At 52.2% G+C, this 21,977-nt stretch carries 25 protein-coding genes; 15 read left to right on the plus strand and 10 right to left on the minus strand.

Translation table 11 applies throughout. From position 1 onward, the window contains the following. Positions 1–223: 223 nt before the first annotated feature. The 3 genes from rpsI to zapE all read right to left on the minus strand — a co-directional run bounded on the left by rpsI (position 224) and on the right by zapE (position 2,312). Positions 224–616, minus strand: a complete 393-nt coding sequence (rpsI, locus tag ACJJJA_RS17960; RefSeq protein WP_252082984.1) for a 30S ribosomal protein S9 — start codon at positions 614–616, stop codon at positions 224–226. Positions 617–631: 15 nt separating this feature from the next. Next, entirely contained in the window at positions 632–1,060 is a 429-nt protein-coding gene (gene rplM / locus ACJJJA_RS17965) for a 50S ribosomal protein L13 (RefSeq protein ID WP_152454552.1), read from the minus strand. Between the two features lie 127 nt (positions 1,061–1,187). After that, complete coding sequence (gene zapE, locus ACJJJA_RS17970) at positions 1,188–2,312, minus strand: cell division protein ZapE (protein ID WP_444902952.1); 1,125 nt, start codon at positions 2,310–2,312, stop codon at positions 1,188–1,190. 357 nt (positions 2,313–2,669) lie between these two features. On the opposite strand from zapE, the gene ACJJJA_RS17975 reads away from it, so the two are divergent. Then, positions 2,670–3,110: a Z-ring associated ZapG family protein gene (locus ACJJJA_RS17975; protein ID WP_252082986.1), complete on the plus strand. Its 441-nt coding sequence runs from the start codon at positions 2,670–2,672 to the stop codon at positions 3,108–3,110. 91 nt (positions 3,111–3,201) lie between these two features. On the opposite strand, the gene sat is transcribed toward ACJJJA_RS17975, so the two are convergent. Beyond that, positions 3,202–4,392, minus strand: coding sequence for a sulfate adenylyltransferase (gene sat, locus ACJJJA_RS17980; RefSeq protein WP_444884039.1), 1,191 nt, complete (start codon positions 4,390–4,392; stop codon positions 3,202–3,204). A 605-nt stretch (positions 4,393–4,997) separates the two neighbouring features. On the opposite strand from sat, the gene ACJJJA_RS17985 reads away from it, so the two are divergent. Together ACJJJA_RS17985 and ACJJJA_RS17990 are read left to right on the plus strand one after the other, a co-directional pair. Then, positions 4,998–6,140, plus strand: coding sequence for a S1C family serine protease (locus ACJJJA_RS17985; RefSeq protein ID WP_444884038.1), 1,143 nt, complete (start codon positions 4,998–5,000; stop codon positions 6,138–6,140). Between the two features lie 27 nt (positions 6,141–6,167). Continuing rightward, entirely contained in the window at positions 6,168–6,602 is a 435-nt protein-coding gene (locus ACJJJA_RS17990; protein ID WP_444902953.1) for a nuclear transport factor 2 family protein, read from the plus strand. Positions 6,603–6,626: 24 nt separating this feature from the next. On the opposite strand, the gene ACJJJA_RS17995 is transcribed toward ACJJJA_RS17990, so the two are convergent. From ACJJJA_RS17995 to ACJJJA_RS18020, 6 genes are all read right to left on the minus strand, one after another. Further along, positions 6,627–7,790 (minus strand): hypothetical protein, encoded by a 1,164-nt coding sequence (locus ACJJJA_RS17995; protein ID WP_444902954.1) that lies wholly within the window; start codon positions 7,788–7,790, stop codon positions 6,627–6,629. Positions 7,791–7,832: 42 nt separating this feature from the next. After that, positions 7,833–9,140, minus strand: coding sequence for a histidinol dehydrogenase (gene hisD / locus ACJJJA_RS18000; protein ID WP_444902955.1), 1,308 nt, complete (start codon positions 9,138–9,140; stop codon positions 7,833–7,835). A 16-nt stretch (positions 9,141–9,156) separates the two neighbouring features. Then, positions 9,157–9,792, minus strand: a complete 636-nt coding sequence (gene hisG / locus ACJJJA_RS18005; protein WP_444902956.1) for an ATP phosphoribosyltransferase — start codon at positions 9,790–9,792, stop codon at positions 9,157–9,159. A gap of 59 nt (positions 9,793–9,851) precedes the next feature. Then, a complete protein-coding gene (murA, locus tag ACJJJA_RS18010) occupies positions 9,852–11,114 on the minus strand; it encodes a UDP-N-acetylglucosamine 1-carboxyvinyltransferase (protein WP_444902957.1) in 1,263 nt (420 codons plus the stop codon). 42 nt (positions 11,115–11,156) lie between these two features. Continuing rightward, on the minus strand, positions 11,157–11,390 hold the full coding sequence (locus ACJJJA_RS18015) for a BolA family protein (protein WP_444884033.1): 234 nt from the start codon (positions 11,388–11,390) through the stop codon (positions 11,157–11,159). Positions 11,391–11,477: 87 nt separating this feature from the next. Beyond that, positions 11,478–12,131, minus strand: a complete 654-nt coding sequence (locus ACJJJA_RS18020; RefSeq protein WP_252082995.1) for an MlaC/ttg2D family ABC transporter substrate-binding protein — start codon at positions 12,129–12,131, stop codon at positions 11,478–11,480. Positions 12,132–12,545: 414 nt separating this feature from the next. Here ACJJJA_RS18020 and ACJJJA_RS18025 point away from each other — a divergent pair, with 414 nt between their 5' ends. The 12 genes from ACJJJA_RS18025 (at position 12,546) to yjgA (ending at position 21,940) form a co-directional block, all read left to right on the plus strand. Next, entirely contained in the window at positions 12,546–13,517 is a 972-nt protein-coding gene (locus tag ACJJJA_RS18025) for a KpsF/GutQ family sugar-phosphate isomerase (protein ID WP_444902958.1), read from the plus strand. Between the two features lie 63 nt (positions 13,518–13,580). Beyond that, positions 13,581–14,120, plus strand: a complete 540-nt coding sequence (locus tag ACJJJA_RS18030) for a KdsC family phosphatase (protein ID WP_444902959.1) — start codon at positions 13,581–13,583, stop codon at positions 14,118–14,120. Beyond that, complete coding sequence (gene lptC, locus ACJJJA_RS18035) at positions 14,120–14,686, plus strand: LPS export ABC transporter periplasmic protein LptC (RefSeq protein ID WP_444886966.1); 567 nt, start codon at positions 14,120–14,122, stop codon at positions 14,684–14,686. Before ACJJJA_RS18030 ends, lptC begins: the two co-directional genes overlap by 1 nt. Next, positions 14,673–15,221 carry a lipopolysaccharide transport periplasmic protein LptA gene (gene lptA / locus ACJJJA_RS18040; RefSeq protein ID WP_252082999.1) on the plus strand — a complete coding sequence of 183 codons (549 nt, stop codon included), beginning with the start codon at positions 14,673–14,675 and terminating at the stop codon, positions 15,219–15,221. The genes lptC and lptA overlap by 14 nt, the downstream gene beginning before the upstream one ends. A gap of 91 nt (positions 15,222–15,312) precedes the next feature. Next, the gene (lptB, locus tag ACJJJA_RS18045; protein ID WP_252083000.1) at positions 15,313–16,038 is read left to right on the plus strand and encodes an LPS export ABC transporter ATP-binding protein; all 726 of its coding nucleotides are present in this window, start codon (positions 15,313–15,315) and stop codon (positions 16,036–16,038) included. A gap of 193 nt (positions 16,039–16,231) precedes the next feature. Continuing rightward, complete coding sequence (locus ACJJJA_RS18050; protein ID WP_444902960.1) at positions 16,232–17,677, plus strand: RNA polymerase factor sigma-54; 1,446 nt, start codon at positions 16,232–16,234, stop codon at positions 17,675–17,677. A gap of 181 nt (positions 17,678–17,858) precedes the next feature. Continuing rightward, positions 17,859–18,149, plus strand: coding sequence for a ribosome hibernation-promoting factor, HPF/YfiA family (gene hpf / locus ACJJJA_RS18055; RefSeq protein WP_252083002.1), 291 nt, complete (start codon positions 17,859–17,861; stop codon positions 18,147–18,149). Positions 18,150–18,152: 3 nt separating this feature from the next. Next, the gene (gene ptsN / locus ACJJJA_RS18060) at positions 18,153–18,614 is read left to right on the plus strand and encodes a PTS IIA-like nitrogen regulatory protein PtsN (protein WP_444884027.1); all 462 of its coding nucleotides are present in this window, start codon (positions 18,153–18,155) and stop codon (positions 18,612–18,614) included. Between the two features lie 127 nt (positions 18,615–18,741). Further along, positions 18,742–19,602: an RNase adapter RapZ gene (gene rapZ, locus ACJJJA_RS18065; protein WP_444886971.1), complete on the plus strand. Its 861-nt coding sequence runs from the start codon at positions 18,742–18,744 to the stop codon at positions 19,600–19,602. 20 nt (positions 19,603–19,622) lie between these two features. Next, positions 19,623–19,892: an HPr family phosphocarrier protein gene (locus ACJJJA_RS18070; protein ID WP_252083005.1), complete on the plus strand. Its 270-nt coding sequence runs from the start codon at positions 19,623–19,625 to the stop codon at positions 19,890–19,892. A gap of 106 nt (positions 19,893–19,998) precedes the next feature. Next, entirely contained in the window at positions 19,999–21,366 is a 1,368-nt protein-coding gene (gene mgtE / locus ACJJJA_RS18075; protein ID WP_435583621.1) for a magnesium transporter, read from the plus strand. Positions 21,367–21,430: 64 nt separating this feature from the next. Next, the gene (gene yjgA, locus ACJJJA_RS18080; protein WP_444902961.1) at positions 21,431–21,940 is read left to right on the plus strand and encodes a ribosome biogenesis factor YjgA; all 510 of its coding nucleotides are present in this window, start codon (positions 21,431–21,433) and stop codon (positions 21,938–21,940) included. Positions 21,941–21,977: the final 37 nt, after the last annotated feature.

The following is a 21,977-nucleotide window of genomic DNA, read 5'->3' on the forward strand; positions in this document are numbered from 1 at the left end:
TCCGCTCCGGCAGATTGCCCGCGCGAATAAACCCCACAAATCAAGCGGATACAAATCCGCGCAATGTTAAAGAAAATGCCATTTTGATACAAGGCAAAGACCTGGGGAACGTCTGGAATTGCGCGGTGAAATTGCGAGAAATTGAACAATTCCCAAATGGGTATTCAAAGTCACAACTACCGGATAGAAAAAAGCCCGGCAATTGCCGGGCCCAAAAGAAAGCTTAACGCTTGGAGAATTGCGGCTTCTTACGCGCTTTGCGCAGACCCACTTTCTTACGCTCAACCTCACGGGCGTCGCGGGTAACAAAACCAGCGGCGCGCAGCGGTTGACGAAGCTCCTCATCGTACTGCATCAGGGCGCGGGTCAGGCCGTGACGGATTGCACCCGCCTGACCAAAGGAACCACCACCTTTTACAGTTGCGATGATGTCGAATTTCTCGACCATGTCTACTTTTTCCAGCGGCTGACGCACGATCATGCGAGCTACCTGGCGGCCAAAGTATTCGTCCAGGTCGCGACCATTTACGCTGATCTTTCCTTCACCGGGCACGATAAATACACGAGCGGTGGAGGTCTTGCGGCGGCCGGTACCGTAGTATTGAGTAGTTGCCATCAGATTTCTTCCCGTTTAGATCGCCAGTTCAATCGGCTGTTGTGCCGCGTGAGGATGTTCACTACCGCCGTATACTTTCAGCTTCTTGAACATGGCGCGACCCAGAGGACCCTTCGGCAGCATGCCTTTAACGGCGCTTTGAATGGTACGCTCGGGCGCTTTCTCGATCAGCTTTTCAAAGCTGATGGACTTGAGACCACCGGGGTAGCCGGAATGGCTGTGGTAGATCTTGTCTTTGGCCTTATTGCCGGTCACGCGAACCTTCTCGGCATTGATCACAATAATGTAATCACCAGTGTCCACGTGGGGCGTGTATTCAGGCTTGTGCTTGCCACGCAGGCGGTGTGCGATCTCGGCAGAAATACGGCCGAGGGTCTTGTCCGCAGCGTCAACAATGTACCAGTCGCGTTTTACCGCTTCTGGCTTGGCACTGTATGTCTTCATGTTATAAACACCTGTAATATGACCCCCTGGTTTTAGGGGCCGTCCCACAAAAGAGCGCGGATAGTACAAAAGGAGTGCTCGCTTTTCAAGCGATTTCTGGGGCGCCCACCCTTCTCGGCAAGCGAGGCTATTCCGGGCGATGCGCCCTCTCCAGGTACTCCCTGGACTGCATTTCCAATAACCGGCTGACCGTGCGCTCAAACTCAAAACGCAGGTGCTGCCCTCCATATAATTCTTCGGCCAGTACCTCTGCAGAGATAACCAACTTGACGCAGCGATCGTAGAATTCATCCACCAAATTGATAAAGCGGCGCGCCTGGGCATCCATGCGCTCATCAAACTTCGGTACCGCCGCCAACAGCACCGTATGAAATTCCCGCGCCAACTCTATATAGTCATTTTGTGAGCGAGGACCATCGCACAGATCTGCAAAATTGAACCAGGCAACATCATCTGCCACCTTCAGTGCGCGGATAGGACGCCCCTCAACCTGCAAGTCGACATCACTGCGCACCTCACAACCATCCACGATCAGACGGGAGAAACTGCTGGACAGGTTTTCGTCTGCCGCTCTGTCGAGTGGAGCATGGTATAGCTCCAGTAACTCCAGGGTGCGCAGCCGGTAGTCGGTGCCACCATCGACATTCACCACCTTGGTGTGTTGCTGAAGGAGTTCTATAGCTGGCAGAAAACGGGCTCGCTGCAAACCATCTTTATAGAGCCCTTCCGGCACGATATTAGAGGTGGCCACTAGAGCCACCCCACGGCGGAACAAGGCATCCAAAAGGCCCGCCAGGATCATAGCGTCAGCGATATCGGAGACAAAGAACTCATCAAAACAGAGCACACGCGCTCTTCGCGCAATCTTGTCGGCTACCTTTTCCAGCGGGTTTTTCTCCCCGGCATACTCCTTCAGATCCAGATGAACCTGGCGCATAAACCTGTGGAAATGGGTGCGCTGCTTCTGCTCAAAAGGCAGGGACTCATAGAAGGCATCCATCAGATAGGTTTTACCGCGCCCCACCCCACCCCAGAAGTAGAGCCCGCGCTCAGGCCCAACATCGGCGCCGCGCAGACGTGAGACTAGCCCGGCAAGAAACCCTCGCTCAGCCCTTGCCACCAAGCGCAGGTGCAGATTTTGCAGCTCCTGAACCGCTGCCCTCTGGGACGAGTCCTCCAAAAATTCAGGGCGCTGCAGGTCATTCTCATAGCGCTCAAGAGGGGAAAGTAAGAGAGGTTTGGCGGGCAACATAGATGAAAAATTCTTCAACAGCTAAATCACAGGCGCGCACTCTACCAAATTCACCACAAAGCCGCCTAGGCGACAAAGGTACAACATCGGCGACCCCAGCCAAGCCCTACCCGCGTCCGATTCGCCAGCCTATACCGGCAATTCGGAACTGGCGGTAAATTGGCGTGTCGCAAATAACTAACAACCTTAATTGTCAGATTAATAATCGCGTATACTGGGCCCGCTAACATTGGGCGACAGTCACTTAACGTTGACCATCCAGGGCCTCAGACAGTATCGCGGTCCAAATAACCGCCATCCATAATCATGCACCAGGGATCGCCAGTGCCATATAAGAGCAAGTTCGGGAGGTAGGAAGTGCACTCTACATCGGTATTAATTTTAGTTGGCATTCTAGGAATGACGCTGGGTGCTTTTTTAGCCTACCTGGCGATTCGCGGGCGCTCCAGTATTGACCGCACCCAAGAGCTGGAACAGCGCCTGCGAGAGGCCAATAGCAAGCTCGAGGATTTCCAGCTACAGGTCAATGAACACTTTGACCAAACTTCTCAGCTGGTTCACAACCTGACCGAAAGTTACAAAGACGTTCACGAGTATCTATCCAATAGCGCTTTACGCCTCTCCAACCAGGATATAGGCCGACAAATGCTTGAAGCCGGTAGCGGCAAACTGAAAGAAGACGACAAGCAACTTCAAGAGATGGAACCACCAAAAGACTGGGCACCAAAAGAGCCCGGCGCCAAAGGCACCCTCGATGAAGATTATGGCCTGGAGAAAGAGGCCCACGCAGGCAGCTAACAAGTAACAAGAACCCAATAAGCTCTATTTTTCGCAACGGTGTAAAATCGAAAAAGGCGGGATATCCCGCCTTTTTCATTAAGTTGTAAACTTACAGACTCTGATAATAATCCATCAGGATCTGCGCCACTTCCGGGCGGGAGAACTCCGGAGGCGGCGCAATGCCATCCCCCAGCATTTCACGTACCTTGGTTCCAGACAGCAGAATAAAGTCTTCCTTAGTGTGATCTGGTACATCACGCATCATCACAACTTTATTGAGCTTCTTTGAGTAGGCCGTGTGATCGGCTCGGAAGATTTCGATTTCCAAAGCACCCTCAGGTACCTTCTCATCGAAAATAGTCTGCGCATCGAAGGCACCGTAGTAATCTCCAACACCAGCGTGATCTCGACCTACAATCAGGTGGCTACAACCACAGTTCTGGCGGAACAACGCGTGCAGCACAGCTTCGCGAGGACCAGCATAGAGCATGTCAAAACCGTAACCGGTCACCATTACGGTATTAGCAGGGAAGTAGAGCTCGACCATCTTGCGAATCGAGGCATCGCGTACCGGCGCAGGGATATCACCGGGCTTCAACTGCCCCAGTAACATATGAATCAGGACACCATCCGCTTCTACCGCTTCGAGAGCCATCTTACACAGCTCTTCATGGGCGCGATGCATAGGATTGCGGGTTTGGAAGGCCACCACTTTGCTCCAACCACGCTCGGCAAATTCATTGCGAATTTCTACCGCTGTGCGGAAGGTATCCGGGAAGTCGTTGATAAAATAACTAAAGTTCAGTACTTCGATAGGGCCAGAAATTAACTGACGACCAGCGGATTTAAAGGTGGCAACACCGGGATGCTTATCATCCAGGGTGCCAAAGACCTGCTCGGCCATCGCATCCATCTGCTCATCGGATACGGTTTCAATCGATTCCACATCCATGATCGCCAGCACCGGGTTACCCTCAACATTCGGGTCCCGCAAGGCGATTCGAGATGCCCCCTCAATAGCACTGGTGTCTTCAACAACATTCAACACCGGCACAGGCCAAAAGAGGCCGTCGACTGTGCGCAAGGTGGCAGCAACACTCAGCGCATCGGCCAAGTTCATATAACCGTGTAAGGGGTTGAAATAGCCCGCTCCCAGCATGACTGCGTTGGCGGCAGCGGCAGAGCTAACCACAATAGAGGGCAACGACTCCGCCTCATGCATCAGCTGGTGATGCCGCTCGCTGTCATAAACAAAGCGAGGCTGCAGCTCAACACTGCCGTGGGGACGAACTAAGGACATTTTGGTCTCCAAATACAAAATTTGCCGGTTAGTCAATTATCGGCTGGCCATTATACGCATCTATAAAGGCTGACCAATGTCAAACCTATACAGAGTGGGGGAGTATAGCTCCCCCTATAGCCCACCAAACAACAATACTGCTCTAAGAAATTGATGCTCTACCAAAACACAATTTTTAAAAGATGGTACATATATTCGAAGTAAAGGCTGGGGGTAATCTAGCCAGGAAATAAACACTGGGAAAATATCCCCGAATATCTGTTTGGGGCTGTCAACATCAATAGGGCATAGATATAAGAACTGGGACGAGAAAGGTCAGCTTACCCCCCTCGATCAAGCTCAATAAGCCTTCTGGGGACCACAAGGTAACTATAAACACTGGCAAGCATATGAATGGACTGCCTTGAAGGCTTCTAAACAGAAGTCATTGATGCTGATCTTTTGAATACCCCCACTAACGCACCCTCAATAGTCACTAGGGGGATAGAAAACTCCTCGCAGAACCCCTAACTCACCTTGAACTAACCACTGAAACAGCAGCAAGGCTGTACTCGGCGAATCCCCAGCGAGAGGTGTGTATAATCAGCGCAAATGAGGAGTCTCGAGTGTCCCAAAATCGCTTTTTACAGGATTGGGCCCTGCCTGCCCTGATAGGTTTGGCTATGGCCGCACTACTATTGGTCATATTTCCGCAGTTGCGCGGCACAAACCCCACACCTCCCCAGGAGGATTGGCAGGGGCCGGTTTCCTATGCCCAGGCAGTCAATATGGCTGGTCCCGCTGTAGTTAACATTTATACCCGCATGGCACTACCACAGCGGCAACACCCACTATTTAATGACCCCCTTTTTCGCCGTTTGTTCGACAATATGAATGTCCCACAGAGGGAACGCATGCAGTCGAACCTCGGTTCTGGGGTTATTGTCAGTGACAACGGCTATATTCTCACCAACCACCATGTGGTCGACCAGGCAGACGCTATTGTCATTCTGCTCGCCGATGGCCGCGAGGCACAGGCTCGCATGGTCGGTAGCGATGCCGACTTTGACTTGGCCGTTTTGAAAATCGAACTCGACAGCCTAACTTCTATCTCAGTTGGTGAGCCCGAATCCGCTCAAGTAGGCGATGTAGTTCTGGCTATTGGCAACCCTTTTGGGGTTGGCCAGACGGTCACCCAAGGCATCATTAGCGCCAAGGGACGCCACTTGGAAAACTCCGGCACCGGAAGCCACCTACAGAATTTCTTGCAAACTGACGCTGCCGTGAACCCGGGTAACTCCGGCGGCGCATTGGTGGACTCCCGCGGGCGCCTGCTCGGTATTAACACTTCTATTCTCAACCAGTCCGGCTACTCCGGCGGGATCAGCTTCGCCATTCCCGCCAATATCGCTTTTAAAGTAATGCAGGACATTATTGCTTACGGCCGCGTTGTACCCGGCTGGCTAGGCATCGAAGCCAGCGCAATCAGCCCACAGATGGCTAAGGAATTCAATCTCCTCTCCACCGGTGGCGTCATGATTACTGCCATCTACAATGAGAGCCCAGCTCATAACGCCGGACTCAAACCTGGAGATGTGATCACCCATATCGATGGACTCCCCATTGGCGACGGAAAGCAAGGTGAGGCCACCATGGCAACCCTGCGTCCTGGAGACACCATCTCCATTACCTTCACTCGAGAGGGGCAGTCTCATACCGTGGAAGCTACCGTGTCAGTCAAGCCTGACACAACAACCCCTGTGGAATAGCCTGCCGGGGAACAAGGAAGACAACCTATGCGCACAATCATCCTTACCATCCTCGCGACTCTTGTTGCCGGGCAATGCTGGGCCGATGACAAAGAGGAACTCCAAAAACTACTACATTATTTTATCGATAATGCTGCCAGCAGTGCCGAGGCCCATCAGCGCTTTTGGGCTGATGACCTTGTCTATACCAGCTCCGCGGGAAAGCGATTTGGCAAAGCAAAAATCATGCAGGGCATGGAGACAGCTGGCGATGAGCCAATAACAGTGAACTACGCCGCAGAGGATATCGATATTCGCCTACTCGGAGATACGGCAGTAGTAGCTTTCAAATTAGTCGCCAACGATAGTATCGAAGGAAAGAAAAACTATTATTTAAATACAGGCACTTTTGTGAAACGCCAGGGAGACTGGTTTGTAATCGCCTGGCAGGCAACCCAAATTCCCAGAGAAGGAAGCCAGTAGAAATAGGATATTGCGTGGGCCAGGCTAGTCTCCGGCCCGCCTTTCCCGCCAATTCTCGCGAACATTAGCCATAAATCGGGATTCACTGGGTACATTCGCCTGGGCAATTAGCCCCCTAGCAAAAGTCTCTACCTCCTCCCTGCTTCTCCCCTCTCCGGAAAAAGAAGCTCGCACCTTAATAAATTTATCCTTGCGTACAAATAAATAGGTATGGGTATCAAAGCGCTCCCCATCTGCGGCGAGGAAATAACCGGAAAGCCTGGTCACTGGCATGTCCTGCCCCTGCACGCGCCATATTTCTGAAGCCTCCTCGCTGAGATCCAACGCCTGCCACTGAGCCTCCCTCTCCACCAGCTCAAGTTCCTGGCGAACCCTATCCAGCTCCTCAACCTGCGTCTGCTTCAAATCTCCCCACTCCCAATTGGGGATTGGGTAGACAAAAACATCTACAGAATCGAACTGAAACTGACGGTGCACGTAGCGCGTTTGAGCCCCAAATAACGGGTGGCTTGCAAGCACAAGGGGGTTGCTCACATACTCACCAACAGACTCCGGTAAATTCAGAGCCGAGTGGTAGTCACTCGCTCCAATGGATTGATAGAGATACTCCGGAGCCATAACCCTATCTTCCTGCAGTAAAGCTATCAGCTCCCCTGCTACCACTTTGGCCAAATCCCGCTTTGCGGTGAGCGGAGAAGTAAACAGACTTATTGTTGTTGTGAACGGAAACTCTAATTGGTAGCGTTTCAAGGGAAGGCCGTGCCAAGTCAGGATTGCATCGATATGGATATCCTGCGTGGTACGCATAGGAGCCAACATCAAAGTGGCACCGGCTATAACCGCCTCGCCGATATCCTCTATCCCCTCCTCAGAATAACCGGCAGAAGTTACCAGTAATTGGTAAGGTATATCGTCGTTACCAGAGTGCACAGAACTAAAGGCTGTGGAGGCTTCCAGTTGCCCCAATAGTTCCGTGTAGTCCACTACACCATACTGACAATATTTGAGCAGAGAACTTTCGGAATAGTCGTTACAGCGCCGTTCAAAATCCTCACCAGGCATCTTGGCGAATAGGGATAGGGCGGGAAGGCTCTGCTCAAACCCTGAATATTTTTCAACGCTATATTCATCAGTCGTCGCACAACCAACCAGGCTAAGGGCGGCTAAACACAGAAGTAATTTACGCATGATGTGCCTTACTGGTGCCAGTTACCGCGATAAGGTATTCGTTTATTTCTTGATCCGAAAGGCGGCAGAGCGAGCATGGGCTTCCAACCCTTCACCACAAGCGAGGGTGGCAGCTACACGACCAAGCTGATCGGCACCTTGTGGGGAACAATAAATAATCGAACTGCGTTTCTGAAAATCGTAAACACCCAGGGGCGAGGAGAATCTCGCGGTACCACTGGTAGGCAGCACATGGTTGGGCCCCGCGCAATAGTCCCCCAGAGCTTCTGCAGTATAGCGGCCCAGGAAAATCGCACCGGCATGACGAATTTGCGGCAACAAAGATTCAGGATCAGCCACAGAAACTTCCAGATGTTCGGGAGCAATACGATTAGAGATTTTTATTGCCTGCTCAAGAGAGTCCACCAGAATCAGAGCACCGCGATCCATTAGTGACTTGGCTGCTATTGTTGCGCGAGGCAACTCCGCCAGCAGCCGCTCAAGGGATGACTCCACCGCATCGAGAAATTCTGCGTCAGGGCAGAGTAGAATCGCCTGCGCCTGCTCATCGTGTTCGGCCTGGGACAGCAGATCCATCGCGATCCAATCTGGATCGGTGGCCCCATCGCAAATAACGAGTATTTCCGAGGGCCCGGCGATCATGTCTATTGCCACATGGCCAAAGACCGCGCGTTTGGCACTAGCCACAAAGATATTACCGGGGCCAACGATCTTATCTACCGAGGCAATCGTTTCGGTGCCATAAGCCAGTGCGGCCACCGCCTGTGCACCACCAACAGTGAACACTTGATCCACTTCGGCAATCGCTGCCGCGGCCAGAACCAAATCACTGATCTCGCCCTCGGGAGCCGGAACCACCATAACCACTGAATCCACGCCAGCAACCTTAGCCGGAATAGCATTCATTAATACCGAGGAAGGGTAACTGGCTTTACCCCCAGGTACATAAATGCCAACACGCTCCATTGGAGTAATCTGCTGGCCCAGTACTGTGCCGTCTGCCTCGGTATAGCGCCAGGAGCCCTGCTTTTGGTGTTCATGGTATTCACGTACGCGCCGGGCGGAGACTTCAAGGGCCTCTCGCTCCTCGAATCCAATACGGGCAAGAGCCTCAGTCAACGCTTGTGAAGTTAAACAAAAGTCTTCTGCTCCAGTAAGATTGCGGCGATCAAAACGGTTAGTATATTCAATAACCGCAGCATCCCCTCGACTGCGCACCTGCTGCAGAATTTCTGCAACTGTCTCCTCGACCTGTTTATTGGCCACCGCCTCCCAAGCGAGCAACTGCCTTAATTGCCCATCAAAATCTGTGTCAGCGGCACTTAGCCGACCAATAAACTTGCGAGTCATAACGTCTAAAAATCTTCTAGTTCTGCGCGACAGCTGTCGACAATTTTTCAATCAGCTGACTGATTGGCTGATACTTCATCTTCATGGCGGCCTTATTGACAATCAAGCGGCTACTGATATGCGCAATCATTTCACGAGCTTCAAGGCCATTGGCTTTTAAGGTATTGCCACTATCCACTATATCTACAATTTCATCGGCAAGATCCATCAATGGAGCCAACTCCATTGCGCCATACAGCTTGATAATGTCCGCCTGCCGCCCTTGAGCGGCGTAATGTCGCTTGGCGCTCTCAACAAATTTTGTTGCCACTCTTATCCGCCCCTTCGGCAGAGCGGCCCCCTTCACCCCTGCGGTCATCAGACGACAGCGCGCAATACCGAGGTCAAGAGGCTCATAAATACCGTCAGCATGATGTTCCAGCAGAGTATCTTTACCAGCAACCCCCATATCCGCAGCGCCATGCTGCACATACGTGGGAACATCTACACCACGCAAGAGAAGCAGGCGCACCCCCTCGCAGTTGGTGGGGAAAATCAGCTTGCGGCTTTTCCCTAGGTCTTCAAGTGGTTCCAGACCCGCCGCTGCGAGTAGAGGTAAGGTTTCTTGCAGGATACGCCCCTTGGTCAAGGCGATCGTGATTTGCATAGTCATTATTAAGCCGGCTCTTTTTCGAGAGCCGCCCCGACCAAAGGGGCGGCTGTCTCAACTTGCTAACCAGGTACTCGGCGAATACTCGCCCCCAGTTGCTGTAATTTTTCCTCAATACATTCATAACCCCGGTCTATGTGGTAGATACGGTCGACTGTGGTAGTGCCTTCAGCAACCATACCTGCAATCACCAGACTTGCTGAAGCGCGTAGATCCGAGGCCATCACGGGTGCTCCTTTAAGCTTCTCGACACCTGTGACGAAAGCCGTATTACCCTCAAGGGTGATATCAGCACCCATACGATTCAACTCATGAACCTGGATCAGCCGATTCTCAAAAATAGTCTCCACCACGGCGCCTTTACCCTCAGCTACGGCATTCATAGCGGTAAACTGCGACTGCATATCGGTGGGGAAAGCTGGGTAGGGTGCGGTGCGGAAACTCACCGCCTTAGGGCGGTTGCCCTTCATATCCAGCTCAATCCAGTCATCACCACAGCTCAGGTGTGCGCCAGCCTCCTCAAACTTCACCAATACCGCATCGAGGATGTCCGCACGGGTATGCAGAAGCCGAACCTTGCCACGAGCTGCTGCCGCAGCGGCAAGAAAAGTGCCAGTCTCGATGCGATCCGGCATAACGGTAAAGGTGCAAGGGGCCAACTTGGGGACGCCGTGGATGCGCATAGTGTCAGTGCCAACACCCTCTATCTGTGCCCCCATGGCAATTAGGAATTCTGCCAGGTCGACGATCTCAGGTTCGCGCGCGGCATTGTGCAATACCGTGGTGCCCTCTGCCAAAACTGCCGCCATCAGCAGGTTTTCTGTACCACCGACAGTAACCTTCTCCATAACGATATTGGCGCCTTTAAGGCGGCCATTGGAGCGGGCCCGGATAAAACCACCGTCAATGGTTATTTCTGCACCCATCGCCTCCAGCCCTTTCAGGTGGATATCCACCGGACGACTGCCGATCGCACAGCCGCCAGGGAAAGAGACATTAGCTACGCCGTGGCGGGCCAGTAGCGGGCCCAAAACCAAAATAGAGGCGCGCATGGTTTTCACCAGCTCGTAGGGCGCCGTCAGATCGTTGACCGAACGGGGGTCTATTTCAACACCCAGCTTCTCATCAATTGTGACATCACACCCCATACAGCGCAGCAGGGTGATCATCGTGGTGATGTCATTGAGGTGTGGCAGGTTATGAATATGTACCGGACCATCGGCCAAAAGTGCTGCGGCCAAAATTGGCAGAGCGGAATTCTTCGCACCAGAAATTCGCAGGGTGCCGGAAACTGGGCTACCACCCTCTATTATTAACTTATCCATTCGGTCTCGTATTTCGGGAGTCGCCTGAATACAGGCGACAGGTTATCGACTGGCTTCTTCTGGAGTAAGGGTCTGCATTTGCACGGCGTGCAAAGTGCCGTCGGCAATTTTGTCATTTAGCGCCGCATAAACCAGCTGTTGCTTTTTCAAGCGGCTTAGGCCTTCAAAGGCGCTGCTCACCACAGTCACCATCAGGTGGCTACCTTCAAAGGCGACGTCGACATTACTCTCGGGGATATGACCCTCAATGAGGGTTTTGATTTCATCTGGTTGCATAGGTGGGATTTGCGTTAGTTAAAAAACATCACGCAAGTGTACTTGAATCATGGAGGGTGCGCAGCTGCGCACCCTGAAGTTCGCCGACTAGCTCACTTTATCGGCAACATCCTGTCCTGCGGACCAGTTGGAGATTACCTTGTCGATATCCCCATAAGACTGCATAGATTGAGAAAACTGACTGCGGAAAGTTTTACCCAAATTAACGCCATTTAAGATAACGTTAATCAGCTTCCACTCTCCAGCGCGGTTACGCACCAGAGTATAAGAAACTTTGGTAATACCCTCTTTGCTGCGCACTTCCTGCAAAACATTAACCCGGTTCCCACTGGGCAAAGTTCCCGGGTTGACCACTTTCACATCGAGGTCGCCAAAATTTGCTACACCCCGAGCAAATGTTGCCACCAAATCTCGACGAAAAGCACTGGAAAAACGGGAGCGCTGGGATGCAGTCGCCTGTTTGGCATAACGCCCCATAACACCGCGCGCGATAAAATCAAAATCCACAACCGGCGTCAGGACCCCCTCAATAGCGCTGTAATATCTCTGCGGATCAGAGTTGGCATATTGGGCATTTGAGCGAATCACACTCAACAGTTTTTGGGAAACCCCTTCAATCATTACATAGGGGTTTTGATCGGCATTCGCAGCGGGGACCACAGCAGACACCAATACTGCGCAAAGTACAAATCTTAGCCACCGGGAAAAACCGTACCGACCAATCCAAAATGATGTATTCACAAATACTCTCCAATTAGCAAATCATTCCTTGGACGCACACAGCGTAAATAAGTGCCATGACGAAGCTGCTAGCAATCAGTCCCAGTAAATGGGAAATTGTCGTTCATCCGCTGAGTGACATAGCTGACAGCAGCGGCGGCAGACTATACCATGACCGCGCCCGGTGGTGTGGCAGTGTACGAGCGTGTCATTTGACACTCCGGCAGGCGACCGGTTTTCCTACATGCCTGTTGGGTGTTCGTATTTAGATTAGCACGACAATCGCAGGGACAACTGCGTCAAACATAGTTGATAAAGTCTGCCCCCTAACGCTCAAAGGGCTCAACATAAAACCGGACGAAGATAAGTCATCACTTTTTTACCTTATAAAATTAGAAACTATTAAATTAGAAGTCAGTAATTCAGAGGCACCCAATGACCCAGGATTTGATATTGCAGGCCGGGCAGCGCACCGTGCGAATGGAAACGGAAGCTGTTGCCGCACTGGAACACCGGATCAACGGCGACTTCCAGCGCGCCTGCGAGATGATCCTACAGTGCCCCGGACGTACCATCGTAACTGGCATGGGTAAATCAGGGCATATCGGACGCAAAATAGCGGCCACCCTTGCCAGTACTGGCACCCCAAGTTTTTTCGTTCATCCAGGGGAAGCGAGCCATGGCGACCTGGGAATGATCACTCGAGACGACTTGGTGATTGCCATCTCCAATTCAGGCTCTTCCGCTGAAGTACTCACCCTACTGCCACTGTTGAAGCGCCTGAGCATCCCCATGGTCAGCATGACTGGCAAGACAGATTCTCCCTTGGCTCAGGCGGCAGAGGTAAACCTGGATATTTCAGTGCAAACTGAAGCATGCCCCTTAAATCTGGCACCAACCTCATCAACCACTGTCACCTTGGTTATGGGTGATGCTCTGGCCGTGGCCCTACTGGAGGCGAGAGGCTTTACGGCTGAAGACTTCGCTTTCTCTCATCCTGGTGGAGCACTTGGCCGACGCCTGCTACTGAAAGTCGAAGATGTTATGCACGCAGGGGAAGAACTACCTCAGGTCCAACCCGATACTTTGCTATCTAAGGCCCTACTGGAAATGACCAGTAAAGGGTTTGGTATGACCACTATCGTCGACGTAAAAGGAGAACTGCTTGGCGTGTTCACCGACGGGGACTTGCGCCGCGTAATCGATCACAAAATTGAATTAGATAAAGCCACTATGGAACAGGTGATGAGTCGCCGCCCCAAAACGGTATCCGCCGAGACCCTGGCTGCAGAGGCACTACGCATTATGGAAGATTACAAGATCACCGCGCTGGTTGTGGAGGATGAAGCCCACCACCCGATCGGTGTATTACATATGCACGATATACTGCGCGCCGGCGTAATCTGAGATAATCAAACAATTTGCAGGGCCCATTAGTGCTCTAAAAAACAGTAAACAAGGACAACTCTGGTGGTTTCAGAAGAAGAAATAAACGCAGTATTGCAGAAAGTACGCTGGTTGGTATTGGATGTAGATGGCGTCCTCACCGATGGCAAGCTCTATTTCGACAATAACGGCAATGAGCTGAAGACCTTCAATACACTCGATGGGCACGGCATTAAAATGCTGCAAAATTCCGGGGTTCGCGTAGCCATTATTACAGGGCGACGCAGCTCAGTAGTGGAACGCCGCGCTCACGATCTTGGCATCACTAAACTGATCCAAGGGCGCGAGGACAAATTTATAGCACTGCAGGAGCTCTTAGCCGACGAGCCATGCCGCCTAGAAGATATCGCCTATATTGGCGACGACTATCCTGACCTTCTGGTTATGACCCGTGTCGGCTGCCCAATAGCCCCTCCCAATGCAGCCCCTCCAGTCAGAGAGCGCGCCCTGTGGATAACCCGAACCTACGGTGGTGAAGGCGCTGTACGCGAAGCCTGTGACCGAATTATGCAGGCCCAGGGAACATTTGACTCTGCACTTGCCCCCTATATTGGTGAGCAATAATGCGTACCTGGCTACCGCTGCTATTAGTAGTGTCGCTAATCAGCGCTGGCCTATGGCTTTCGGAGAGCCCGCCAGATCAGCTGCTGGGAATCCGCCCTACCCCCCAGCAACATGACAAAGCGGCAGAACTGATCATCCGAAACGCCAAGACACGCCACTTTAATGAGGAAGGAAATCTAGCCTATCGCGTGGACGCAGATCAGATAACCTACTACCAGTTTAAACGTCGTGACCGGGCAGACCTGACCGAACCTCGCATGGTTTTTTACCAAGATGACCAGCCTAAATGGCGTACCGAGTCTCGAGAAGGGGTGGCACACAATCGTGGTGAACGAATAGTCCTAAGTGGCGATGTAGAAATTGATGAACTACCCACCCCTGGTGGCATCAAATTGGAAACGTCCAGTATTACGATTCTGCCCGCGAAGGAATTCGCCGAAACAGACAAAGTTGTTACTATAAGCTCTGGCCCAAACCGCACCACCGGCAAAGGCATGCGCGCTTACTTGAATGAAGACCGGATGGAAATCCTATCCGATGTAAAGAGCATCTATGACACTGACTAATTACCGCCACCTGTTAAAAGTCTCCACCATCGCAGCGCTCCTGCTCACAGCCTCATCAGCTTTTGCACTGCCTGAGGACCGCCAGCAGCGGATCAATATCAGCTCTGATGCAATGAATGCAGGTCTAAATAATAACTTGGTGGTATATAGCAATAATGTTGTTATAACTCAGGGCTCTTTAAAAATACGGGCAGACCGCGTTGAGGTTTATTTCACTCCAGAAAAGGAGATTAGTCGTGTAGTGGCCGTGGGCAAACCCGCACATTTCCAGCAAAAGATCCTCCAGGGTGAGAACCCCGTAAAAGCCCGAGCCCAGCGCATTGTTTACCAAGTGGGCTCTGAGGAGTTGCAACTAACCGGTAAAGCCCATGTTGACCGGGAAGGCAACACACTGACAGCGGAAAAAATTGACTACGACCTCACTACCGAGCAAATGAGCGCCAAGGGCCAAACAGGGAAAGGGCGTGTAGAGATGACCTGGAAGCCCGAGAAGAAAGAGAGCTCTCAAGACGCCAATGATAATCAAGGTCAGTAACTCCCCAGCTACCACCCCTGTATAAGTAACAAATATTATTGCACCGGCGGGCATCACTTAGCCCGCGGCATGGATAGATTCGGTACACACTATGCCAACGCTCAAAGCGTTACACCTCGCGAAACAGTATAAAAAAAGAAAAGTCGTCCAGGATGTCACTGTCAGTGTTTCCAGTGGACAGGTCGTCGGCCTCCTCGGCCCCAACGGTGCCGGCAAAACAACCTGCTTTTATATGATTGCCGGGCTGGTGCAGGCCGATGCTGGCAGGGTGATGATCGACGATGAGGATATAACCCGGCTATCCATGCACGGACGCGCACGCAAAGGTATCGGTTATCTCCCCCAAGAAGCCTCTGTATTTCGCCGCTTGACGGTAAAAGACAATATCTTAGCAATCCTTGAAACCCGCAAGGACCTCTCAAGAGACGAGCGGCAACAACAGGCCCAAGCACTACTTGAGGAATTTAATATAACCCATATCGCGCAAAGCCTGGGTATGGCCCTCTCTGGTGGAGAACGACGCCGAGTTGAGATTGCCCGCGCTCTGGCCACCAACCCCGGCTTCGTCCTGTTGGACGAGCCCTTTGCTGGGGTAGACCCCATATCGGTGAACGATATCAAGGAGATTATCCGCCACCTGCGTGATCGCGATATTGGCGTACTAATCACAGACCATAATGTTCGCGAAACGCTGGATATCTGTGAGACCGCTTACATTGTCAGTGAAGGTCATATCATCGCTGCAGGCACGCCGGATGAGGTACTCGCTAACCAACAGGTGCGCGAAGTTTATTTGGGACATGAATTCACTATTTGAAGCTAACTACCAATTTCTGTCCTTAAATTCTTCACTTAAGACGGGAATAATCATAATTTTGGAAACATAGCGCCAGCTATCACTCCAGGGCCGGCACGCTTATTGCTTGTAATAGATTGAAGAGAGGGGTAGTCTGCGCCATCTTAGGACAATTTGATCGACCCCCTGTCTTATCGGCCTGCGGCGCTCCACTATGAAGCAGTCTCTCCAGCTCAAGCTCGGCACACAGCTGACCATGACCCCCCAGTTGCAGCAAGCAATTCGCCTACTGCAACTCTCCACACTCGATCTGCAGCAGGAGGTCCAGGCAGCACTGGACAACAACCCAATGCTGGAAGCGGATAGCGAAGAGCAATCCGTAAAGGTGGATGAAAATCAACCACAGTCTGAACAAACACCGGAAAACACAACACAGCCGGTAGAAGAGCGCGAACTGGCCGAGGGGGACTGGGACCAGGCAATTCCTGATGAGCTGCCCGTCGACTCGCGCTGGGATGATATCTACACCAATAACAGCGGCAGCCACGAGTTAGATTCCTCTAGCTATGAGCGTAACTCCACCTCCATCGGCCTTCAGGATCATCTACGCTGGCAGCTGAACTTGACCCCCTTATCTGAGCAAGATAAGTGGATCGGTGAAAACTTAATTGATGGCATAGCCCCCAGCGGCCTCCTTGGTACTTCTGTGCAGGACGTCGCCACCTCTTTATCGATCGATGAAGATGAGGTGCTCGCGGTTCTGAAGGCTATTCAGCAGTTTGATCCCGCTGGCTGCGGGGCTCGGGATCTCAAAGAATGCCTGCAATTACAACTGCAGCAGTTGCCGCCAAATACCCCTTGGCTAAGCCAAGCGCAAAACATTATTGAGAAACACTTGGACTTACTTGGCAAAAGGGATTTTCGCCAGTTGAGTCGACGCACACGACTCACTGAAGCCCAGCTTGGCGAGGCCATTCGCCTAATCCAGACCTTAAATCCCAGTCCGGGAGAGAGCTATGGCGGGCAAGAACCGGACTATGTAATTCCGGATATTGTCGTTTCCCGCAAAACCCTTCGCTGGCACGTAGAATTGAATGCAGAGATCACCCCAAAGATCCGTATCAATGACCACTACGCCTCCCTGGTCAAGCGTGCCGACAACTCCAGAGATAACAATTTTTTGCGGGATCACCTGCAAGAAGCACGCTGGTTTATGAAAAGCCTGCAGAGTCGCCACGAGACTTTACTGAAAGTAGCCAACTGTATTGTCGAAAAGCAGCAAGGTTTTTTTGAGGAAGGCCCGGAAGCCATGCGACCTATGGTGCTGGCAGATATTGCTGAATCTATTGGCATGCATGAATCGACCATATCCAGGGTGACCACCCAGAAATACATGCTCACGCCTCGCGGCGTGTTTGAGCTCAAGTATTTCTTTTCGAGCCACGTCAGCACAGACTCCGGTGAGGATGCCTCTTCAACCGCTATCCGCGCACTGATCCGCAAGCTGATTGACGCAGAGACCCCGCGCAAGCCGCTCTCAGATAACAAAATTACCCTAGAGCTCGATAAACAGGGTATTAAAGTAGCCCGCCGCACTGTGGCGAAATACCGCGAGTCAATGGGAATTCTCTCCTCCAGCGAGCGAAAACGCTTGGTCTGAAGGGGCCGCTTGGGTTTCGACTCATGAGGTAGGCCAAGTCATAACCTGGCACCAATTACTACACCTTCGCAACCGAACTCCAAACTTTGAGTGTATCCTTCCATTCTGGGCCACTTCCTAGTAGGGTTGCGACCCGAAAGGAGGCTCGCCGTAATGTGATGCACCTGGTAAGGAGAAATCCATGCAGATCAATATTAGTGGTCACCACGTCGACGTTACCTCGCCAATGCGCAGCTACTGTGAGAACAAGCTGGAAAAGCTCTCAAGGCATTATGACAATATAACCAACGCGCAAGTCATCCTATCCATAGACAAGCTGATCCAGAAAGCCGAAGCCCGAGTACATATCAATGGTCACGATCTTTGCGCGGGTTCGGAAGACAAGGACATGTATGCGGCCATTGATTCGCTTACAGACAAACTGGACCGCCAACTGAAAAAACACAAAGAGAAGTTGCAGAACCACCGCTGAACTATGACACTGGAAGCTTTACTCTCTCCCCGCCTCAGCCTTTGCCATCTGGCGGGGAGCAGCAAAAAAAAATTGCTGCTCAATATCGCCCAGGCTGTAGCCGAACAATATCCACAGCATGACTCTGACACCATATTCAACCAACTGATTGCGCGCGAGCGTCTAGGCTCCACAGGAATTGGCGAAGGTGTGGCTATCCCCCACTGCCGTCTTCCTGGATGTGAGCACCCCATTGGCGTGCTCTGCACTACAGAACCCGCCATAGATTTCGACGCTATCGACCGACAACCTGTCGATCTGCTCTTTGTCTTGCTGGTCCCTGAAGATTCGGAACAACAACATCTCGATACACTGGCTGAAATCGCTGCGCTCTTCTCTAACACCCAGGTCCGGGACAAGTTGAGGCAGGCTGACACTAGCGACGCACTCTACGCCCTAGCTATAGATTCAGCCGCAGCGGCCTGATTCTAGCTTTGCGCTCATATCCTGGTAATCCGATTCCGGAGTCACGACTTATAAATTACCGCCAGGAATATAAACACCATTTAATTAACGATTAAATGGTATAAAGAGCTAAAAAGAGGGGGTCCCCATGCGCTTGATTATCATCAGCGGCCGCTCCGGCTCTGGTAAAAGCTCCGCACTTCAACTACTCGAAGATGCGGGCTTTAACTGCATCGACAATCTGCCGATTAGCCTGCTACCCGAACTCATCAAGCGGGCTGAGCAGCAAACGACTAAAGGGGACACCCCCCTTGCCCTGGGAATAGACGCTCGCAATCTCTGGCAGGATATCAAGCAGGCCCCCCGTGTTATTGAAGCCCTGCGCAGTACCGGCGTAGAGTGTGATGTCATCTACCTGGACGCCCGCGAACCTGTACTGGTACAACGCTTCAGCGAGACCCGCCGCAAACACCCCCTAAGCAATGATTGCACCCACTTGCTCGAGGCCTTGAAACAAGAAAGAGAGCTGCTAACACCCGTCTCAGCCATGGCGGATATGGTGATAGATACCAGTAGCCTCGGTTTGCACGAGTTACGGGAGCTGATTAGAAGCCGCGTGGTGGGCGGACATTCGGAAGGGATGGCAATACTTTTCCAGTCTTTCGGTTTTAAATATGGGGTGCCAGTGGATGCCGACCTGATGTTCGACTTACGCTGCTTACCAAATCCCTACTGGGAACCCAATCTTAGGAAAAAAACCGGATTGGACCATGAAGTAGCCGAATTTTTACGCTCCCACCCCAAAACTAACAAGATGGAAGCAGATATCACCGGTTTCCTAGAGAACTGGCTACCCTCTTTCCAGGAGAGCAATCGCAGCTACACCTGCATCTCCATTGGCTGCACCGGAGGAAGACACCGCTCAGTTTATATGGTTGAACAACTGGCACGCACTTTTCTCCACAAATTTGGCAACATTCAAGTCCGTCACCGCGAACAACAGAGATAGTCCATACAAATCCGCTACCTATGCAAAAACAGCGCCTCACCATCATTAACAAGCTCGGGTTGCACGCTCGCGCAGCCAGTAAGTTTGCCCAAACCTCTGCCCGCTTTTCCTCCAACATCAAAGTGCACTGTGGCGATAGATCGGTGGATGGCAAGAGCGTTATGGCGCTTATGTTACTTGCCGCCGGGCAGGGCACAGAGTTGGAGCTGGAGGTAGAGGGCCGTGATGAGAGTGACGCACTCGGGGCTATCAGCACTCTCGTCTCAGAGCGCTTTGGAGAAGCCGAGTAATTTGCAAAGGCGAGCGGCTCTGGATAGAGTCCGCCATGGCGTAATAACGCCGCGACTTTCTTATGGTCTCTACTCCCTAAACACCGCTGAGCAGTAAGGATTTATCGTGTCCAGCCCACCCCAAGCCGAAATCAAGTTCCGCGCGCAAAACCAGCTCAGCGAGTTGTTCGCCGCCCTCGATAGTGGCACCGGGCAGGAAGTCCGGCGCATGCTCAAAACCCTGACCCCGCAGAGTATTGCGCAGCTATTGGAAAGCTCCCCCCCGCGTATTCGCCAGGTTCTGTGGAACCTGATCGATCGGGATGTCGAAGGTGAAGTACTGCAAGAGCTCACCGATGAAGTGCGCAGCCAAATCCTCGATACCATGGATACCGAGGAGATGGTGGAGATTATGGAGGGGCTGGATGCGGACGATATCGCCGATATCCTTCAGCAGCTCCCCGAACGTGTTGTCTCTGAAGTCCTCTCAGCAATGAGCGAAACCGACCGCCTGAGGGTGGAAAGCGTACTCGCTTACGATGAGAATACCGCTGGCGGCTTAATGGACACCGATACTATCTCGGTGCGCCCCAACTTAAGCTTGGATGTGGTGCTGCGCTACTTGCGCCGCCATGAGCAACTGCCGGAATCCACCGATAGCTTATTTGTAGTCAACCGGCGTGGCCAATATATCGGGCTGCTACCGCTTTCAAAGCTTCTCACCACAGACCCCTCTGTCACGGTACGCGAGGTCGTCAATACTGATGTGGAGCCAATTCCCGCGGATATGCGCGATACAGAGGTGGCCCGGTTGTTTGAAAAGTATGACTGGATCACCGCACCAGTAGTGGATGAACACAACCGCCTGCTGGGTCGAATTACAATCGACGATATCGTCGATGTTATTCGCGAAGACGCTGACCACTCCCTGATGAGTATGGCGGGCCTCGATGAAGAAGAGGACACCTTTGCTCCGGTAAGGCGCACTGCGCGCAGGCGCGCCCTCTGGCTCGGTATCAATCTGCTCACAGCCCTTCTCGCCTCATGGGTAATCAGTCTGTTCCAGAATACGCTGGAAAAGGTCGTTGCCCTGGCGGTATTGATGCCGATTGTCGCAAGTATGGGGGGGGTGGCCGGCAGCCAGACACTCACCGTGGTGATCAGGGGTATGGCTTTAGGCCAGATAGGCAAAAGTAACCTCAGTTGGCTACTCTCGCGGGAGCTCGGCTCTGCATGCCTTAATGCCCTGCTTTGGTCTCTGGTGATGGGGCTAATCGCTGCACTCTGGTTTGACGACATTACCATTGCGGTCATTATTGTTGCGGCCATGGTAATCAATTTGATTGTGGCAGCGATGGCAGGAGCAATCTTACCGGTTGTATTGCGGGCAATAAAAATCGATCCGGCATTAGCCGGTAGTGTCGCACTGACAACCGTCACCGATGTGGTGGGGTTCATGTCCTTCCTTGGCCTCGCCACCTGGTATTTTGGCTGAAAGGCAATACACTCCCCGCTCAAACAGAGCCGGTACGATCCGGAACTTTTATACGGAACTGAAGATGTACGAATACGACGATGAAGACCTGCCCAAGAGCAAGACGCAGGTAAAACAGGAGATGCACGAGCTGCAGGCCCTGGGGAAGCAATTAACCGAACTATCTAAAGCCCAGCTCGCCGAGGTGCCCATTGATGAGGATATGCGCGAGGCAATAGACACCTTGGGGCGAATCAAGTCCAACGAGGCTCGCCGTCGCCAAATGCAGTATATTGGCAAGCTGATGCGCAGTGCAGATCACGAAGCGATAGAAGCCGTGCTGAATAAATTTAAAGAGCGAGACCAGCAGCACCTGCGCTTCGATAAAATGGCCGAAGACTGGCGCAGACGTCTACTCGAAGAAGGTAATAGTGCCCAGGGTACCTTTTTTGACCAGTACCCCCAGGTAGACCACCAGCATTTACGGCAGTTGGTACGCGACTCCCTGCGTGAGATCAAAAACAGCAAACCACCCAGTAATCAGCGCAAGCTGTTCCGCTACCTGCGTGATTTCTTTATTCAGGCATCACAGTAGTTCTCATTCACCCACCGCATGTCACACGGGCGGCCCT

It is taken from the genome of Microbulbifer mixtoriginis (SeqCode) (assembly GCF_052466865.1).